Source organism: Pseudomonas sp. JL23, from assembly GCF_056933585.1.
This window is the reverse complement of the sequence record NZ_CM167795.1, coordinates 5,828,820-5,845,719: the sequence shown is the minus strand read 5'-3', so window position 1 is coordinate 5,845,719 and position 16,900 is coordinate 5,828,820. Positions and strand designations below refer to the sequence as shown.

The following is a 16,900-nucleotide window of genomic DNA, read 5'->3' as shown; positions in this document are numbered from 1 at the left end:
TGAGACGGGCGATATTTTATGGATCGGCTATTTGGCCAGTGGTTTTTTGTTGGGCGGATTGGCGCAGTTGTTTGCGTTTTATTGCCTTGGACGATACAAATGCCACGAATGCACCGTTAATGGGTAATGCCAGGGCAAGCGTTATCCCCATAAAAATTCCGCCCCATACAACGTCGTCACATGACATTCCCTCATGACCCGTAATTAACCGATGGAGCCAAGCCTCTGGTAAAACAAGGTGCAATAAGAAGTCTATCACTATGAACGGCACAAGAAATGCGCACCACATTGCAAATAGCTTTATTCTTTTTTTTGTCCTGCTTCCATTCTGCCACCCTGAAGTCGCTGTGAAAGAGTAAGCATATTTTGCCGTGATCCAAATGAACATACAGGTCAGGATTGACGATAGGGACAGTATAGTTTTGAGTTCTATCCATCCTACGTCTTTTTTGCTGATCGATAGCACCTCAAGGATCTGCTCCTCCGATATATAAGCATCTAGCGACTCGGCCAGAGCAAAAAAAACGACCGTATACGCACACCAAGCAATTGCCAACCTGATTGGGTTCATTTAATAGACCTGTACAGTTCCATACGCCGTTAGCGAAGCACTGACTTTTATCCGTGCAGTTCCCAATAGCGCATCTCTTAATATTTTGTAGTGCGAATGATTGGGCAGGGTGATACAGCCTTCGCTGACACCGGAGTAGCCAGCTGGGTGCAATCTGAACGCGCCTCGTTTTACTTGATCGATGAAGGTAATGTCATCCACCTCGCTATCCTCACGATATAATCCGAACCATAGATCTCGATCGGAACCGCTTATTAAGGATGCATAACCAGCTTCCATTTTAGTCCTGATGCCGCCCAGGGGCCTATCGACGATATAATATTTGCCCGGCGGCAACGGCCCGATATTTACAACCGCTACCGAATCCGGATTATTCCGATGCACCCCGGCATAGCCCGAATAGGCAGGAAAGAACCCAACCCCCGGAACGCTCAACGTCGATAACCCATAATTATTCAGCAGGTAGGTACACCGAATCATCGCTCGCTCCATGAGTCGGAAAACTCGATATTTCCATCGCAGTGCTTCCAGGTTATTTTTTCATAGCAAAACGACACCGACTCCATGTGATTATGCTTAGCCATTGATGCATTTTTGCAGTCATGCATCACAGGGCACACGGCGACAACTTTCACGTTTTCAAGGAGTATGTTGAAATACTACTCTTCCTGGCCTGAGTCATTGATGGTGTACCACTTGAATTCCGCCGACGTGAGTGTCTGACCTTTTGCAACAGCCTTATAGAGATAGGGGCTGGCCGAATCGAACTCTTTTTCAAAAGTCATCGGCGCGTGAGCGCGTGAGCGCGTGGGCCGGTAATTTTACCGTTGCTATCATCCGTCGGTAGAAACAGCCCGTGACCAAAGCCCAGGACTTCAATACTCCTTTCCCGTCCTTGTACTCTGACAGAACCTTTGATGTCTGCGCCGCCATCATCTTTCAGCCATAGGTATGCTGGAATCGCCATTGTGTTATATCCCTTTACACGGTGTATGAAGTTTCGGCGAGATAATAATGCAAGCCTGTTGCGTGTACATGCCGGATTTGTAACGGGCGAGGAGTAATTATATTTCTTTATATTGCGTTTAAATATCGAAAGTCAGAGGGGCTCACTAGTTTGCAGCCGGATCACCCCTCGCAAATGAACTTGATGTTTATATTCTTAAAGTGTATCCGATCTCCGCTACACACCTTCGCAGAAACCCTGATCCGCATATTCGACCTGCTGCGTTGCGCCGCAGCGGTGGTCTATGAGTCCGGCGATCAGCAAAGTGGCTCCCAGCGCGATCTGCCGTTTGCAGCGATGTATCTGATCGACATGGCCAAGGCCCTGGCCAATGAGCTGCTGAGCCAGCTTCAGGAACTTCGAGCGACGTGAGGATCGAGTAGGAGGCGGCTTTACAGCCGCCGTCCTCTCACACCACCGTACGTACGATTCCGTATACGGCGGTTCAAGTTATGCGGCTAAGCCGGTTTATCGTATCCAGTACCGAGACTAACCCAAGTTGATCCCATAGCCTCTTCGGCAACGCCTGATTCATATGAGATGCTCCCGAGCTCCACCATGGGCCTCGGCCATTGAAGGCTGATTTGCAGGCACGAGCTTCGCTAAGCCCCAGGCGCATCAAGTTACGCGCCCTCGTTGAGGGCCGCTTCCATTGACGCCAAAGGACGCAGCGGAGTTTGCGCCGCACCCAGCCGTCAATTTCCTCAAGTGGCCGTTTGCTCTGACTGAGCTTGAAGTAGCCTGACCACCCGCGCAGCACAGGGTTTATACGTCCGATGACATTCGCCATCTTGTGGCCCCGTGCCCCGCGCAGCAGCTCCATGAGCCGGTCGCGCAAGCGAGCCAAACTCATCGTTGCCACTCTCAATCTCGGCTGCTGATGCCAGCTCATCCCATAGCCCAAGTAATCACAGAACCACGGACGTGCCACACGGCTCTTTTCCCGATTCAGCGTCAGTTTTAGGCGCTGATTCAGGAAGCGCTCAACACCGGCCAACACTCGCTCGCCCGCACGACGAGTGCGCACATAAATGTTCGTATCGTCGGCATACCTCACGAAACGATGTCCCCGTCGTTCCAGCTCGCGGTCGAGTTCGTTAAGCAGGATGTTCGACAGCAACGGCGAGAGCGGGCCGCCTTGCGGCGTCCCCTCCTGTCGTCGGCTGACGATCCCGCTCGACATCGCTCCGGCTTCGAGGTAACGACGGATCAGTCTAAGCACGCGCTTGTCTTCGACGTGACGCTCTATCTTGTCCATCAATACGTCGTGGTTTACTCGATCAAAGAACTTTTCAAGATCAAGTTCCACACACCAGCGGTTGCCCGCTCCTACGTGGTCACGGGCCTTTTCGATGGCTTGATGAGCGCTTCTACCCGGACGAAAGCCGTAGCTATAGTCCGAGAACAGAGGATCGAAGATCGGCGTGAGCTGTTGCAGCAGTGCCTGCTGGATCAGGCGATCCACGACGCTGGGAATACCCAGTTGTCGTGTTCCGCCTTTGGGTTTGGGGATGTCAACGGCGCGTACACCCTGCGGGTGATACTCGCCGACCAGCAACCGAGCCTTGAGGATCGGCCAATACTGTTTCACGTAGCCCGCCAATTGCTCGACCGTCATGCCATCGGTACCCGGCGAGCCCTTGTTGCTGACCACGCGTTGATAAGCACGCCTAAGGTTAGCGGGTGCAAGCACCCGTTCCATCAGCGTGTCCGGCTCCGCGTTCGTCCACGTCACAGACGCCGCCGATACCTGTGCGCTGTCAGCCGTCATCCTCGGATACTGTCCCGGACTCGGAGTAACAGTCTTCTCTGGGAGAAATTTCTGCATTTCGGTATTCAACGAGACTTTGACGCCTACTGGCGGCATACCTTGTTCGGCCCTTGGTGACGGGGTTATTCGCCACTTACTACGGCCTCGGCTGACTTCTGCACGCTCATCCCGTCGCCTCTCGACGCTCGGTAGCACAGTGGCAAACGCGCAGATCTCCCAGGGTAATTCGCGCGACCTTCCTGCTTATGCCTGTCGGATCTACGTCACAGCGTTCCGTGCAAGTATCGGGCTTTGGGAAAATACGCCCCCTTACCCCGCTGTGCCGCCTCATCCGCTTCCTGTTCGTCAGGCCAGCATTTTGCCTCGGGCTTCCTTCAGATTCGCAGTCACCCGCGACACCCTTGCCTCTGGCTAACACTTCCCCTTGCCGGGTGTGTAGAGGACTTTCACCTCCCAGTCACCAGCATGGCCACCACAGCCAAACTGGTTGCGCTACGCGCAACGCGCCATGCCTGGCGCACGCATAAAAAAACCGCCTGCTAGCAGGCGGTTTTTATTGAAGCGAAGGTCAGGATCAGCCGCGATGACGACCGCGGAAATAATTGATCAGGCCCTGGGTGGAGGCATCGTCGGCAGGTTCTTCGATGCCGCCTGTCAGGCGCTGATAGACGCCCTTGCCCAGTTCCTTGCCCAACTCCACGCCCCACTGGTCGAAGGCGTTGATGCCCCAGACCACGCTCTGGACGAAGACCTTGTGTTCGTACATCGCCACCAACGCGCCGAGGCGACGCGGGCTAATGCGTTCGACCACCAGGGTGTTGCTCGGACGGTTGCCGGGGATGACCTTGTGTACCGCCAGCTTCTGCACCTGATCTTCCGGCAGGCCCTTGTCGCGCAGCTCGGTTTCGGCCTCGGCGCGGGTCTTGCCGAGCATCAGTGCCTGGCTTTGCGACAGGCAGTTGGCGTACAGCCACTGGTGATGGTCGGAGACCGGGTTGAAGCTGACGATCGGCACGATGAAGTCGGCCGGGATCAGTTGGGTGCCCTGATGCAGCAGTTGGTGATAAGCATGCTGACCGTTGCAACCAACGCCACCCCAGATGACCGGGCCGGTGTCGGTGGACACCGGCGTGCCGTCCTGGCGCACGCTCTTGCCGTTGGACTCCATGTCCAATTGCTGCAAGTGCTTGGTGATGTTGCGCAGGTAGTGGTCGTACGGCAGGATCGCGTGGCTCTGCGCGCCCCAGAAGTTGCCGTACCAGACGCCAAGCAGGGCCAGCAGCACCGGCATGTTCTGTTCGAACGGCGCGCTCTGGAAGTGCTGGTCCATGGTGTAGGCACCGGACAGCAGTTCTTTGAAGTTGGACATGCCGATGGCCAGGGCAATCGGCAAACCGATGGCCGACCACAGCGAGTAACGACCGCCGACCCAGTCCCACATCGGGAAGATGTTCTCTTCACGGATACCGAAGGCCACGGCAGCGGCGTTGTTGCTCGACACGGCAATGAAGTGCTTGTACAGCTCGGCCTCGGAACCGCCCTGGGCCAGATACCAGGCGCGAGCGGCCGTGGCGTTCTTCAAGGTTTCCAGGGTGCTGAAGGTTTTCGACGAAACGATGAACAGCGTCGTCTCGGCGCGCAGCTTCATGGTCAGCTCGTGGAATTCACTGCCGTCGATATTGGCCAGGTAATGACAGCGCACGCCTTTCTGGGCGTAGGACAACAGCGCTTCGGAGACCAGCTCAGGACCCAGGAACGAGCCACCGATGCCGATATTCACCACGTCAGTGATCGGCTTCTCGGTGTAGCCACGCCACAGGCCATCGTGAATGCGCCCGACCAGATCGGTCATCTGGTTCAGCACTTTGTGGACTTCGGGCATCACATCGACGCCTTTGACCAGCAGCTTGTCGCCCACCGGGCGGCGCAGTGCGGTGTGCAGGGCCGGGCGGCCTTCGGAAGCGTTGACCAGTTCGCCGTCGTACTGCGCCTTGATGGCGTCCTTGAGGCCCACTTCATTGGCCAGGTTTACCAGCAATGCGCGGGTTTCGGCGTTGATCAGGTTTTTCGAATAGTCGAGGAACAGCCCGCAGCTACTGAGGGTGAATTGACTGAAACGCTGCGGATCTGCGTTGAAGGCCTCGCGCATGCTGAAGTTCTGCATGCTGTCGCGGTGTTGGAGCAACGCCTGCCAGGCTGGCAGAGCGGTAACGTCGGAAGGAGTGCGGTAGTACGCCATCGCTGCGGGTTTCCTTGTACGGGGAACTGCCTTGGACATTGAAGCGAGTCGGGCCAATCAGGCACACGCAGCAGCCTAAACCCTGCGTGTCCTTCTGTCTGCGCCTCGCTTTACCTGGGCTCGGTACTATTTCACACAATGATGTGATCCGAGTCTTACGCAAACTGTACCGGTATGGCATTGCTGGTATGGCTAAGTTCATTTCCCGGCGACATGTACAGCATGCGCGGTTTGAAATCGACCAGCTCGGCGTCGGAGTACTGAGCATAGGCACAGATGATTACCCGATCACCGACTTTTGCTTTATGAGCCGCCGCGCCATTGACCGAGATCATTCGCGAACCGGCTTCACCTCGAATAGCGTAGGTGGTAAAGCGCTCGCCGTTGTCGACGTTGTAGATCTGGATCTGTTCGTACTCGCGAATGCCTGACAGGTCCAGCCAGTCGCCGTCGATGGCGCAAGAGCCTTCGTAGTCGAGCACCGCGTGTGTAACCTCGGCACGGTGCAGCTTGGCTTTGAGCATGATGGTGTGCATGGATCGTGTTAGTCCTTGGTCAGGTGCAGATTGTCGATCAGACGCGTAGTGCCCAGGAAAGCGGCGGCGAGGATCACCAGGTCGGTGTCTTCGGCGGTGGCCGGGCGCAATTGCACGGCTTCGCGGACTTCCAGGTAGTCCGGGCGGAACCCCTTGGCTGTAAGGTCGCGCTTGCCGGTCTCGAGCAGTTGGGCAAAATCGCGGTCGCCGCCGCGAATGGCAGCGCCAATACGAGTGATGACCTGATACAGGGTTGGCGCGATGGCGCGTTGCTCCGGTGTCAGGTAGCCATTGCGCGACGACAACGCCAGACCGTCGGTATCACGCACGGTCGGTTCGCCAATGATCTGGATCGGCATGTTCAGGTCCCGCACCAGGGCGCGGATCACCGTCAGTTGTTGGAAATCTTTCTCGCCGAACACTGCCAGGTCAGGCTGGACCATATTGAACAGCTTGCTGACCACCGTGGCCACGCCGTCGAAATGGCCAGGGCGGCTGGCGCCACACAGGCCTTCGGAGAGCACTGGCACGCTGACCAGGGTCTGGTCGCTCATGCCGTGGGGATACATTTCCTCCACGGTGGGCGTGAACAGCAGGTGACAGCCGGCCTGTAGCAGTTTTTCCTGATCCGCAGCGAGGGTGCGCGGATAGGTCGCCAAGTCTTCGTTGGCACCGAATTGCAGCGGGTTGACGAAGATAGTCGCCACGACGAAGTCGGCGCGCTGAGCGGCCTTGGTGATCAGTGCCGCGTGGCCGCTGTGCAGGTTGCCCATGGTCGGCGCCAGGCCGATGCGTTTGCCTTCGCTGCGAGCGCGGGCGACGGCGGCGCGCAGCTCGCGGACCGTTTTGACTGTGTTCATGCCGAGAATCCATGTTCAGGGGCCGGGAAGCTGACGTCTTTGACCGCAGCAACATAAGCCTGGAGGGCCGACTGGATGTCCGTCTGGCCAGTCATGAAGTTTCTGACGAACTTGGGCACGCGGCCGCTGATCGACAGGCCCAGCATGTCGTGCAGCACCAGTACCTGACCGTCGGTGGCGCTGCCGGCACCGATGCCGATCACCGGGATTTTCACCGCATGGGTGATTTCCTCGGCCAGTTCGCTGGGTACACATTCCAGCAGAATCATGGCGGCGCCCGCCTGCTCGATGGAGATGGCGTCGGCGCGCATCTGCCGAGCTTGGGCTTCGACGCGCCCCTGGACTTTGTAGCCACCGAGGACATTCACCGACTGCGGGGTCAGGCCCATATGGGCGCAGACCGGGATGCCACGCTCGGCGAGCAGACGGATCGATTCCGTCAGCCAGGCCGCGCCTTCAACTTTGACCATGTGCGCACCGGCCTGCATCAAGGCGGCGCTGTTGGCGAAGGTCTGTTCAAGGGTGGCGTAAGCCATGAACGGCAGGTCGGCGAGGATCATGGCGCCCTGATTGCCGCGCTTGACGCTGGCAACGTGGTAGGCCATCTCGGCGGTGGTAACGGGCAGGGTGCTGTCATGGCCTTGCAGCACCATGCCCAGCGAATCGCCGACCAACAACACCTCGACCCCGGCCTGGCTGGCGGCGTGGGCGAATGTTGCGTCGTAGCAGGTCAGCATGGTGATTTTCTCACCTTTGTGCTTGAGGGCCTGCAACGACGTAACGGTTATCTCTGGCATGGAAAAAGTCCTCGGTCAGGCGCTGTGAACTGTAGATTCATTCTGTCTGAGGCAGGCACGCCGTCGTTGTGCGGTGTTAATTACAGCCTGCTTTGCGCCCATTTACTCGTCATAAGCAACGGGACGCCTATCTTCGTGAGGAGGGGGCATGAAGTCAATTGCAGGTGTTACCAGATATACACGAGTGTTACGGCCGACGTGTTACGGGTGACACCCGGCAATCACACGCTGGCGGGCAGGCGTTCGAGACCTTCGAACGGGCAGGCGGCGAGCAACTGCTCTAGCGTGCGGCCGTCGGCCAGTTGCAGGTCGGGGGCGAGTTCGGCGAGGGGGTAGAGCACGAAGGCGCGGGCCTGCATGTGATAGTGGGGCACTTTCAGGCGTGGCTCGTCGATCAGGCGCTCGCCGAATATCAGGATATCCAGATCCAGAGTGCGCGGGCCCCAGCGTTCATGGCGCTCACGGCCCTGGTCCCGCTCGATGCTTTGCAAGGCGTCGAGCAGGGCCAGCGGCGCCAGTGTCGTGTCCAATGCGGCCACGGCATTGGTGTAACGGGGCTGACCTGGCAGCAGTGAGTCACTGATATAGAAGGACGAGACCCCGGCCACTTGTGTGCCCGGCAATTGCGCCATGGCCTTGAGGGCATTGCGCAGTTGCTCGGCAGGCTCGGTCAGGTTGCTGCCCAAGCCTATATAGACTCGTTCCATTACCGTCACTCGCCTGCGACGTTCGACGCTTCACCGCTGCCCTTGCGCTTGCCCGGGCTGCGGCGACGCTTGCGCGGTGCCGGGCCGGTACCTTCGGGCTTGTTGCTCAGGTCGCGGATCATGTTGCGGCGTTCACTGTCGTTGGCGTCCTGATACTCGGTCCACCAGTCGCCCAGGCCGTCGGTCTGTTCGCCAGCGGCTTCGCGCAGCAGCAGGAAATCGTAACCGGCGCGGAAGCGCGAGTTGTCCAGCAGCAGGTCGGCACGTTTGCCGGAGCGGCGTGGCAGACGCTCTTGCATGTCCCAGATTTCCCGGATCGGCAGGGTGAAGCGCTTCGGAATCGCGATGCGCTGGCACTGCTCGATGATCAGGTCGTGGGCGGCTTCCTGCATGGCCGCAATTGGCGGCATGCCGCGCTCCTGCAGACGCAAGACCTTGACCGGCAGTGCCGGCCACAGCAAGGCAGCAAACAGGAACGCCGGAGTCACCGGTTTGTTCTGCTTGATGCGCAGATCAGTGTTGATCAACGCCTGGCTGATCAGCGTGTGGGTGTAGGTCGGGTTGTATTCCAGGGCCTTGGAGCTGGCCGGGAACAGCGGTTCGAACAACTCGAGGTCGACCAGCATCTCGAACACCGGCTCCGCGTAACCGGAGAGGAACAGCTTGAGCACTTCTTCGAACAGGCGCGCCGCCGGGATATCGCGCAGCATGGGTGCCAGCGGACGGATCGGCGTGGTGCTGTGTTTCTCGATGCCGAAATCCAGCTTGGCGGCAAAGCGCACGGCACGCAGCATACGCACCGGGTCTTCTTTATAGCGCTGCTGAGGATCGCCGATCAGGCGGATCAGACGATTGCGGATGTCATGTACGCCATTGGCGTAATCGAGTACGCGTTCGGTGACCGGATCGTAATACAGGGCGTTGATGGTGAAGTCGCGGCGTTGCGCGTCTTCTTCCAGGGTGCCGTAGACATTGTCGCGCAGGATGCGTCCGCTTTCATTGCGCGAGGACTGGTTGCTGTCCTCTTCTTCGTCATCCTGGGGATGATTGGCGCGAAAGGTCGCCACTTCGATGATCTCGCGACCGAAGTGGATATGGACCAGTTTGAAGCGGCGACCGATGATCCGCGCGTTGCGGAATTCGGCGCGAACCTGTTCCGGCGTGGCGCTGGTGGCGACGTCGAAGTCCTTAGGTTCAATGTTCAGCATCAGGTCGCGGACACAGCCGCCAACCAGATAGGCCTGATAGCCGGCGGTTTGCAGGCGCTCGACGATATTGACCGCGTAACGGCTGAACTGGCCTCGTTGCAGCGAATGCTGGCTGCTGTTGAGCACTTCAGGCGTGGTACGGAAGTGTTGCTGCGGTGGACGCAGAGGAGAACGTAATGACTGGAACAGCTTCTTCAGCATGGGATGCACTGTTTGAAGGAATATTCGACCAAAAATGGAGAATGGCCGCACGATGGGCGGGGATTCTAGCATTTAGTCGAAGGATGGTGTAGGACGCGACGTGAAGTGGCAAGAATGCGTCTGGAGGGAGAAGCTACTGGGGGAGCCGAAGCTCCCCCAAAGTGCGTGCTCTTATTTTTATTGTGGTTGTGGGCTTTTTGTTTTTGTTGAGTGCCCATTCACAAGGCTTTCGCCTGTGAAACCTCCCAATCGGGAGTCAAGAGCAAACGGATTGCTTTGGTACGCTGTGTTGCAATGATCAATCGATCCAACCAGTTCAGGCGCTACCTTAGGGTAGTTTTTTGTTGTTCTCGGCCTGGTTGCGGGGCAAGCCCCAAATACAACGCCTCTCCAAAAGAATCAGTTAGCTGCGCCTCCGCCGTGTTGTTCTTGTTATGCGTGAGTCGATTCGTCTTGTTTTTATTATCGGTTTTGCATTTTGCTTTTTGTTGTTCTTGTACTAGAGATATAGCAGGACCTGTGCCAACTTTTGAAAATCCCCGGAAACCGGGGCTTTCAGCGGGATGGCGTTTTTTGCGGAGATAAAAAAGCCGGGATTTCGTTACCGTAAACCCCGGCTTTTGTTACGTGTTTTGCGTGCGGTAACAGTTTTTTCACAAACCCTGCAGCCCGCACGCTAGAGCCTTTTCATTGCTGAAACGTATCAGTCATCAGGTCTCGCTGGCCACGCCCTTGCGCCGTGGAATGCCCAGACGCTGACGACGCTCCCACAGGCACTTGCGGCTGACGCCGAGTTTGCGTGCCAGCTCGGTCTCGGTCATGTGGTCCTGATGCTCGAGAACGAAGTGCTGGAAGTAGTCTTCCAGGGACAGATCTTCGGTCGGTTCGTGGCTGGTGGGATTGGCCGGGCTCTGCTGTGGCGCCAGACCGATGAACTCGTCGTCTTCCAGATCGCTCAGCTCGATATCGATGCCCAGCAGCTCGGCGGAGATTTCCGGGCTTTCACACAGGATGACCGCGCGCTCGACGGCGTTTTCCAGTTCACGCACGTTACCTGGCCAGCTGTAGTGGCGGATGGCCTGTTCGGCGTCAGCGGCAAAGCGCAGATCGCTGCGGCCGGCCTTGGCACTTTGCCGTGCCAGGAACGCCCGGGCGATTTCATTGACGTCGGCGCCGCGTTCACGCAGGGCAGGTAGTTTCAGGGCGATGACGTGCAGGCGGTAATAAAGGTCTTCGCGGAACTGGCCGATCTTGGCCAGGCTCTTGAGGTCGCGGTGGGTCGCGGCGATCAGGCGCACATCGACCTTCTGCGACTGCACCGAGCCGACCCGGCGAATCTCGCCTTCCTGCAGTACGCGCAGCAGGCGGGCCTGGGCTTCCAGGGGCAGTTCGCCGATTTCGTCGAGGAACAGGGTGCCGCCGTCGGCAGCTTCCACCAGACCGGCACGCCCGGCGCTGGCGCCGGTAAACGCGCCCTTCTCGTGGCCGAACAGTTCGGACTCGATCAGGCTTTCCGGAATGGCCGCACAGTTCACCGAAATCATCGGGGCCTTGGCCCGGCGCGACAGGTTGTGCAGGGCGCGGGCAACCAGTTCCTTGCCAGTGCCGGACTCGCCCTGCACCAGTACGTTGGAATCACTCGGGGCGACCTTGCGAATCTTGCTGTAGAGGTCTTGCATCGGCGGGCAGGAACCGATGATGCCGATCTCGCCATTGCTGTTATCCACCACACCGGCCTTGTCGCCGGCAGCGGGTTTGCTCGCCGCGCGCTCGGCCTGCATGCCTTGCAGGGTCTGGCGGTCGCGCAGGATGCGAGCGACGGCCTGGAGCATTTCGTCGTGGTCGAAGGGCTTGGCGATGTAGTCCACCGCGCCCATTTTCATCGAGTCCACGGCAGAACGCAGGCTGGCATAGCTGGTCATGATCAGCACCGGCTTGCCCTGGCCGAGCTTGATCAATTCGGTGCCGGGGGCGCCAGGCAGGCGCAGGTCACTGACTATCAAATCAAACGAGGGAATGCTGAACCGTTCCTGGGCTTCCTGCACCGAACCGGCTTCGCTGACCTCGTACTGGTTGCGCTCCAGCAACCGACGCAGGGCTGAACGGATAATGGTTTCGTCTTCGACGATCAAAATATGCGGCATTGATTCGGTTCTCTCGACGGTCTCAGTTCACGGCGGACGTCGCTTCGACATGGCGCGGCAGGGTCACCCGAATACGGGTCCCGCGCTGGTGCTCGGCGTCTGCCGGGCTGTCGATGGTGATTTGTCCATAATGCTCTTCAACGATGGAATAGACCAGTGCGAGGCCCAGTCCGGTTCCTTCCCCGGGCTCCTTGGTGGTGAAGAACGGTTCGAACAATCGATCCATGATTGCCTTGGGTATGCCACTGCCTTCGTCTTCGACTATGAGGTCGACGGTGTGTTCGCAGGCTTCACTCTTTACCCGCACCGCACTGCCCGCAGGCGATGCGTCGCGGGCGTTGGAGAGCAGGTTGATCAACACCTGTGCCAAGCGTTGCGGGTCACCATCGACCCAATGCTCGGGATTGCACAGATTGTAGAATTGCACTTCGAAGTTGCGCCGGTTCAGTGCCAGCAGACCAATGGCATCCTGGGCGACTTCAGCCAGACAGACGGCTTCGTCACTGTGCTGGTGGCTGCCAGCGTGGGCAAAGCTCATCAGCGACTGGACGATGCGCGAGACCCGTTTGGTCTGTTCGAGAATCTGGCTGCTGATCTCGGTCAGCTCGCCATCTTCTTCGCGCTCTTCGCGCAGGTTCTGCGCCAGGCAGGCGATACCGGTGATCGGGTTGCCGATTTCGTGGGCTACCCCGGCGGCGAGGCGACCGATGCTGGCCAGACGCTCGGAATGCACCAGCTTGTCTTCGAGCATCTGCGTGTCGGTGAGGTCTTCGACCAGCAATACCAGGCCGCTGTTACCCGGCGCCAGGGGCTCGTCGATGGCGGCCTTGTGCAGGTTCAGCCAGCGGGTCTGGCCGTCATGGGTCAGGCGATGCTTGTGCAGGTGTTCGTCGGGAATATTGATGAAGCCCAGCAGCAGCTCTTTCCACGGCTCGCCGATGGTCGGCAGGCGCGAGCCGACCACACGCTGGGCTGGCACGCCGGTGAGTTCTTCCATGGCTTTGTTCCACATCAGGATCTCCTGATCCTTGGCCAGGGAGCAGACGCCCATGGGCAGTTCCTGCAGAGTCTGGCGGTGGTAACGGCGCAGGGCATCGAGTTCGGCAGCCAGCCCTGTCAGGCGTGAGTGGTAATCCTCGAGGCGGCTTTCGATGAAATGAATGTCTTCGGTGACGTAGTTCTCGCCACCGGATTTGTAGGGCAGGAAGGTTTCCACCATGTCCTGGGCCACGCTGGGACCCATCAGGCCAGACAGGTTGGCTTCGATCCGGTCGCGCAGGCGCCGCAGGGCATAAGGGCGGCGCTCATCGAAGGGCAGATAGAGATCGCGCAGCGCCTGTTCGACTTCTTTCTGCGCCGCCTTGGCGCCCAGAGGCTTGGCCAGTTGTGTGGCGAACTCCTGGGGCGAGGCAGCATGCAGTTCGCGGCGTTGCGGGCGACGCACGTTGTCCACGGCACAGGCTTCGGCGGCGCTGGCCTCTTCGGGGCTGGCGTTGCTGAACAGTGAAATCAGGGTGAAGAACAGTACGTTGGCGGCCAGGGAGGCGATGGCCGCCATGTGCCAACTGGTGTCGTCGAGCACATAAATCATGTTCAACAGGGGGATGTAGAAACCCTGGAAGTGGCCGATCAGCGGCAGCAGCATACTGATCACCCAGACCGTCATGCCCGCCAGCAGCCCGGCGATGAAACCGCGCCGGTTGGCCGTGGGCCAGTACAGCACCGACAGCACGCCGGGAAGGAATTGCAGGGTGGCGACGAAGGCGACAATGCCCAGGTTGGCCAGGTCTTGCTGTGCACCGAGGAGCAGGTAAAAGCCGTAGCCAAGCATGATAATGGCGACGATCAGGCCGCGCCGCGTCCACTTCAGCCAGCGGTAGATATTGCCTTCAGCCGGTGGCTGGTAAAGCGGTAGCACCAAATGGTTGAGGGCCATGCCCGACAGCGCCAGGGTGGTGACGATGATCAGGCCGCTGGCCGCCGACAGACCGCCGACATAAGCGAGCAGGGCCAGGGCCTGATTGTTGGTGGCCATGCCGATGCCGAGGATGAAGTATTCGGGGCTGGTACTGGCGCCCAGTTTCAGCCCGGCCCAGAGAATCAGCGGCACCGCCAGGCTGATCAGCAGCAGGAACAGCGGCAGGCCCCAACTGGCACTGACCAGGGAGCGGGGGCTGAGGTTCTCGGTGAAGGTCATGTGGTACATGTGCGGCATGACGATGGCCGAGGCGAAGAACACCAGCAGCAGGGTGCGCCATGGGCCTTCCTGCAGCGGGGTATGCAGCGCGGCCAGGGCGCTTTGGTTCTGCAACAGCCACACTTCCAGCTGTTGCGGGCCGTCGAACACGCCGTACAGGGCATAGAGGCCGACGCCGCCGATGGCCGCCAGCTTGATCACCGATTCGAAAGCGATGGCAAATACCAGGCCCTCGTGTTTCTCCCGGGTGGCGATATGCCGGGAGCCGAAGAAAATCGTGAACAGGGTGATCAGTGCGCAGAAGGCCACGGCCACTCGATGCTGCACCGGCTCCTGGGTGAGGATGCCGATGGAGTCGGCCACCGCCTGAATCTGCAGGGCCAGTAACGGCAACACGCCGATCAGCATGAAAATGGTGGTCAGGGCGCCGGCCCAGGTGCTGCGAAAGCGGAAGGCGAACAGGTCGGCCAGGGACGACAACTGATAGGTACGGGTGATGCGCAGGATCGGATACAGCAGCACCGGCGCCAGCAGAAAGGCACCGGAGACTCCCAGGTAACTGGAGAGGAAACCGTAGCCGTATTCGTAGGCCAGGCCCACCGTGCCATAGAACGCCCAGGCACTGGCGTAGACCCCGAGCGACAGGGTGTAGGTCAGTGGGTGGCGGATGATCCAGCGCGGGATGACACCGCGCTCGCTGATCCACGCCACCCCGAACAGCGCCAACAGGTAGGCCGCGCTGACCAGGATCATCTGGGTCAGGCTAAAGCTCATCGGCATCTCGCTGGCTTTGCAGGATGAAGGTCACGGCAATGAGTATCAGCCATAACAGGTAAGGCCGGTACCAGGCCCCTGTGGCGTCGATCCACCAGTCCATGATCGCGGGTGAAAACAGGTAGATGCCTACAACCAGAAGCAGGACCAAGCGGTAGATATACATCGGGCCTCCTTATTTCTGGGGTGAACACGGTGCGGCATGGTAAACGATGGCGAACAAGCTGCAAGCGGCGTTTCTGCCGTGTCTTGGCCGAAGGCTCTAGATCGGTCTATGCAGATTTCATCATCAGTCTATACAGGCCTCATCAACCGTGCGCAGGGCCGGGATCAACTCTGCATTCCAGCGCGGTATCGTCCATTTGAGAACTTCGGCCGGGGTTGCGTCGTGCAGTTCTGCCGCCGTTGGCTGGCCCAGTGCGCGCAGTGCCCGCAGTAACAAAGGCGTGGCCTGATCCGCAGGCAGCGGCGCCGAGCGATAGGACTTGCCCAGTTTATTCCCATCGGGCTGGGTGATGAGCGGTATATGTAGATAGCGTGGCTGCGGCAGGCCGAGCAGTTCCTGCAAATACAACTGGCGCGGTGTCGAGTCGAGCAGATCGGCACCCCGGACGATATCGGTAACGCCCTGCCAGGCATCGTCCAGTACCACCGCCAGTTGATAGGCGTAAAAGCCGTCACGACGACGAATGACGAAATCGCCGACATCGCGACCCAGATGCTGCGCAAACTCGCCCTGGACCCGGTCCTGGAAGCGGTAGGTCAATTCCGGCACGCGAATACGAATGGCGGCGTTCTCCGGTTCATGGCCGGCATTGCGACACAGCCCCGGATAGATCCCCTGATAATCCTCAAGTTGCTTGCGCGAACAGGTGCAGGCGTAGGCCAGACCGTAGCTGAACCAGCGATTCAGTACTTCGGCGTAGGCGTCATGCCGGTCGCTCTGGCGGATGCATTCGCCATCCCATTCGAAGCCATAATTTTCCAGGGTGTCGAGGATGGCTTTCTGCGCACCGGGTACTTCACGGGGCGGATCAAGGTCTTCCATGCGCATCAGCCATTTCCCACCTGCGGCGCGGGCGTCCAGATAGGAGGCGAGGGCGGCGACCAGCGAACCGAAGTGCAGGAAACCGCTGGGGGTCGGGGCAAAGCGCCCGATGTAAGCTGCAGAGGTCATGGGTGGTGAAGATCCTGGGCTGGGAAGGAGAAAGCCACAACGCAAAAGAGACGCCGAAGCGTCTCTTTGTTCAAGGCACCAGGCAGCTTATTTGCCGACCTGTTTTTCCTTGATTTCTGCCAGGGTCTTGCAGTCGATGCACAGATCCGCAGTCGGGCGGGCTTCAAGACGGCGCAGGCCGATCTCGATGCCGCAGGACTCGCACCAGCCATACTCTTCGTCTTCGATGAGTTGCAGGGTCTTGTCGATTTTCTTGATCAGCTTGCGCTCGCGGTCGCGGGCACGAAGCTCCAGGGCGAATTCCTCTTCCTGGCTGGCGCGGTCGGCCGGGTCAGGGAAGTTGGCCGCCTCGTCTTTCATGTGATCCACGGTGCGATCCACTTCATGCATCAAGTCCTGTTTCCACTTGTTCAGGATCTTGGTGAAGTGCTTGCGCATGGGCTCGCCCATGTACTCTTCGCCCTTCGTTTCTACGTAGGGTTCGAAACCGCTGATCTGCTGGCTTTTCTGCTTTTCTTCGGTGGGCATGGAATGGACCGCCTCTCACTCTTTAATCCATTTGCGCAGGATAGGTCCTTCACCGACACCCGTCGGCCCTGCGACTGCAAGCGGGCGAACTTACCAGATCAAATCAGAGTGCGCTACTCCCGGTTGTCGAGCCTGTCTTGACGGGGCTGCACGTTTATGAAGTTCGTCAAAGTTCCGCGTTCCA

15 protein-coding genes and 1 pseudogene are annotated in these 16,900 nt (G+C 59.0%); 1 reads left to right on the top strand and 15 read right to left on the bottom strand.

What is annotated here, in order from left to right; genetic code table 11:
* Nucleotides 1-16: 16 nt before the first annotated feature.
* The 3 genes and pseudogenes from AC1Z24_RS26985 to AC1Z24_RS26975 all read right to left on the bottom strand — a co-directional run bounded on the left by AC1Z24_RS26985 (nt 17) and on the right by AC1Z24_RS26975 (nt 1,538).
* Nucleotides 17-571, bottom strand: a complete 555-nt coding sequence (locus AC1Z24_RS26985; RefSeq protein WP_483743429.1) for a hypothetical protein — start codon at nt 569-571, stop codon at nt 17-19.
* Entirely contained in the window at nt 572-1,051 is a 480-nt protein-coding gene (locus AC1Z24_RS26980; protein ID WP_483743428.1) for a DUF2778 domain-containing protein, read from the bottom strand.
* A pseudogene (locus AC1Z24_RS26975) lies at nt 1,048-1,538 on the bottom strand (Hcp family type VI secretion system effector). Before AC1Z24_RS26975 ends, AC1Z24_RS26980 begins: the two are co-directional and overlap by 4 nt.
* 174 nt (nt 1,539-1,712) lie before the next feature.
* Here AC1Z24_RS26975 and AC1Z24_RS26970 point away from each other — a divergent pair.
* The gene (locus AC1Z24_RS26970; protein ID WP_483743427.1) at nt 1,713-1,949 is read left to right on the top strand and encodes a DUF6124 family protein; all 237 of its coding nucleotides are present in this window, start codon (nt 1,713-1,715) and stop codon (nt 1,947-1,949) included.
* Between the two features lie 73 nt (nt 1,950-2,022).
* Here the strand turns inward: AC1Z24_RS26970 and ltrA are convergent, their stop codons facing one another.
* The 12 genes from ltrA to dksA all read right to left on the bottom strand — a co-directional run bounded on the left by ltrA (nt 2,023) and on the right by dksA (nt 16,716).
* The gene (gene ltrA / locus AC1Z24_RS26965) at nt 2,023-3,444 is read right to left on the bottom strand and encodes a group II intron reverse transcriptase/maturase (RefSeq protein WP_483743426.1); all 1,422 of its coding nucleotides are present in this window, start codon (nt 3,442-3,444) and stop codon (nt 2,023-2,025) included.
* A 478-nt stretch (nt 3,445-3,922) separates the two neighbouring features.
* Nucleotides 3,923-5,587 (bottom strand): glucose-6-phosphate isomerase, encoded by a 1,665-nt coding sequence (gene pgi / locus AC1Z24_RS26960; RefSeq protein ID WP_483743425.1) that lies wholly within the window; start codon nt 5,585-5,587, stop codon nt 3,923-3,925.
* 155 nt (nt 5,588-5,742) lie between these two features.
* A complete protein-coding gene (gene panD, locus AC1Z24_RS26955) occupies nt 5,743-6,123 on the bottom strand; it encodes an aspartate 1-decarboxylase (RefSeq protein WP_259106727.1) in 381 nt (126 codons plus the stop codon).
* Nucleotides 6,124-6,131: 8 nt separating this feature from the next.
* A complete protein-coding gene (panC, locus tag AC1Z24_RS26950) occupies nt 6,132-6,983 on the bottom strand; it encodes a pantoate--beta-alanine ligase (protein WP_483743424.1) in 852 nt (283 codons plus the stop codon).
* The gene (panB, locus tag AC1Z24_RS26945; protein ID WP_483743423.1) at nt 6,980-7,780 is read right to left on the bottom strand and encodes a 3-methyl-2-oxobutanoate hydroxymethyltransferase; all 801 of its coding nucleotides are present in this window, start codon (nt 7,778-7,780) and stop codon (nt 6,980-6,982) included. Before panB ends, panC begins: the two co-directional genes overlap by 4 nt.
* A gap of 221 nt (nt 7,781-8,001) precedes the next feature.
* Complete coding sequence (folK, locus tag AC1Z24_RS26940; RefSeq protein ID WP_483743422.1) at nt 8,002-8,487, bottom strand: 2-amino-4-hydroxy-6-hydroxymethyldihydropteridine diphosphokinase; 486 nt, start codon at nt 8,485-8,487, stop codon at nt 8,002-8,004.
* 5 nt (nt 8,488-8,492) lie between these two features.
* Nucleotides 8,493-9,896 carry a polynucleotide adenylyltransferase PcnB gene (locus tag AC1Z24_RS26935; RefSeq protein WP_483743421.1) on the bottom strand — a complete coding sequence of 468 codons (1,404 nt, stop codon included), beginning with the start codon at nt 9,894-9,896 and terminating at the stop codon, nt 8,493-8,495.
* 710 nt (nt 9,897-10,606) lie between these two features.
* Nucleotides 10,607-12,040 (bottom strand): sigma-54-dependent transcriptional regulator, encoded by a 1,434-nt coding sequence (locus AC1Z24_RS26930; RefSeq protein WP_483743420.1) that lies wholly within the window; start codon nt 12,038-12,040, stop codon nt 10,607-10,609.
* Nucleotides 12,041-12,062: 22 nt separating this feature from the next.
* Nucleotides 12,063-15,017 (bottom strand): sensor histidine kinase, encoded by a 2,955-nt coding sequence (locus tag AC1Z24_RS26925; protein WP_483743419.1) that lies wholly within the window; start codon nt 15,015-15,017, stop codon nt 12,063-12,065.
* Nucleotides 15,001-15,177: a hypothetical protein gene (locus AC1Z24_RS26920; RefSeq protein ID WP_259106756.1), complete on the bottom strand. Its 177-nt coding sequence runs from the start codon at nt 15,175-15,177 to the stop codon at nt 15,001-15,003. Before AC1Z24_RS26920 ends, AC1Z24_RS26925 begins: the two co-directional genes overlap by 17 nt.
* Nucleotides 15,178-15,300: 123 nt before the next feature.
* Complete coding sequence (gluQRS, locus tag AC1Z24_RS26915; protein ID WP_483743418.1) at nt 15,301-16,188, bottom strand: tRNA glutamyl-Q(34) synthetase GluQRS; 888 nt, start codon at nt 16,186-16,188, stop codon at nt 15,301-15,303.
* 87 nt (nt 16,189-16,275) lie between these two features.
* Entirely contained in the window at nt 16,276-16,716 is a 441-nt protein-coding gene (gene dksA / locus AC1Z24_RS26910) for an RNA polymerase-binding protein DksA (RefSeq protein ID WP_483743417.1), read from the bottom strand.
* Nucleotides 16,717-16,900: the final 184 nt, after the last annotated feature.

What these genes read in the sequence shown, in the direction of transcription:
- AC1Z24_RS26985 (WP_483743429.1), bottom strand. Translation starts at nt 571, where the DNA reads ATGAACCCAATCAGGTTGGCAATTGCTTGGTGTGCGTATACGGTCGTT.
- AC1Z24_RS26980 (WP_483743428.1), bottom strand. Translation starts at nt 1,051, where the DNA reads ATGATTCGGTGTACCTACCTGCTGAATAATTATGGGTTATCGACGTTG.
- AC1Z24_RS26970 (WP_483743427.1), top strand. Translation starts at nt 1,713, where the DNA reads ATGAACTTGATGTTTATATTCTTAAAGTGTATCCGATCTCCGCTACAC.
- ltrA (WP_483743426.1), bottom strand. Translation starts at nt 3,444, where the DNA reads ATGCCGCCAGTAGGCGTCAAAGTCTCGTTGAATACCGAAATGCAGAAA.
- pgi (WP_483743425.1), bottom strand. Translation starts at nt 5,587, where the DNA reads ATGGCGTACTACCGCACTCCTTCCGACGTTACCGCTCTGCCAGCCTGG.
- panD (WP_259106727.1), bottom strand. Translation starts at nt 6,123, where the DNA reads ATGCACACCATCATGCTCAAAGCCAAGCTGCACCGTGCCGAGGTTACA.
- panC (WP_483743424.1), bottom strand. Translation starts at nt 6,983, where the DNA reads ATGAACACAGTCAAAACGGTCCGCGAGCTGCGCGCCGCCGTCGCCCGC.
- panB (WP_483743423.1), bottom strand. Translation starts at nt 7,780, where the DNA reads ATGCCAGAGATAACCGTTACGTCGTTGCAGGCCCTCAAGCACAAAGGT.
- folK (WP_483743422.1), bottom strand. Translation starts at nt 8,487, where the DNA reads ATGGAACGAGTCTATATAGGCTTGGGCAGCAACCTGACCGAGCCTGCC.
- AC1Z24_RS26935 (WP_483743421.1), bottom strand. Translation starts at nt 9,896, where the DNA reads ATGCTGAAGAAGCTGTTCCAGTCATTACGTTCTCCTCTGCGTCCACCG.
- AC1Z24_RS26930 (WP_483743420.1), bottom strand. Translation starts at nt 12,040, where the DNA reads ATGCCGCATATTTTGATCGTCGAAGACGAAACCATTATCCGTTCAGCC.
- AC1Z24_RS26925 (WP_483743419.1), bottom strand. Translation starts at nt 15,017, where the DNA reads ATGCCGATGAGCTTTAGCCTGACCCAGATGATCCTGGTCAGCGCGGCC.
- AC1Z24_RS26920 (WP_259106756.1), bottom strand. Translation starts at nt 15,177, where the DNA reads ATGTATATCTACCGCTTGGTCCTGCTTCTGGTTGTAGGCATCTACCTG.
- gluQRS (WP_483743418.1), bottom strand. Translation starts at nt 16,188, where the DNA reads ATGACCTCTGCAGCTTACATCGGGCGCTTTGCCCCGACCCCCAGCGGT.
- dksA (WP_483743417.1), bottom strand. Translation starts at nt 16,716, where the DNA reads ATGCCCACCGAAGAAAAGCAGAAAAGCCAGCAGATCAGCGGTTTCGAA.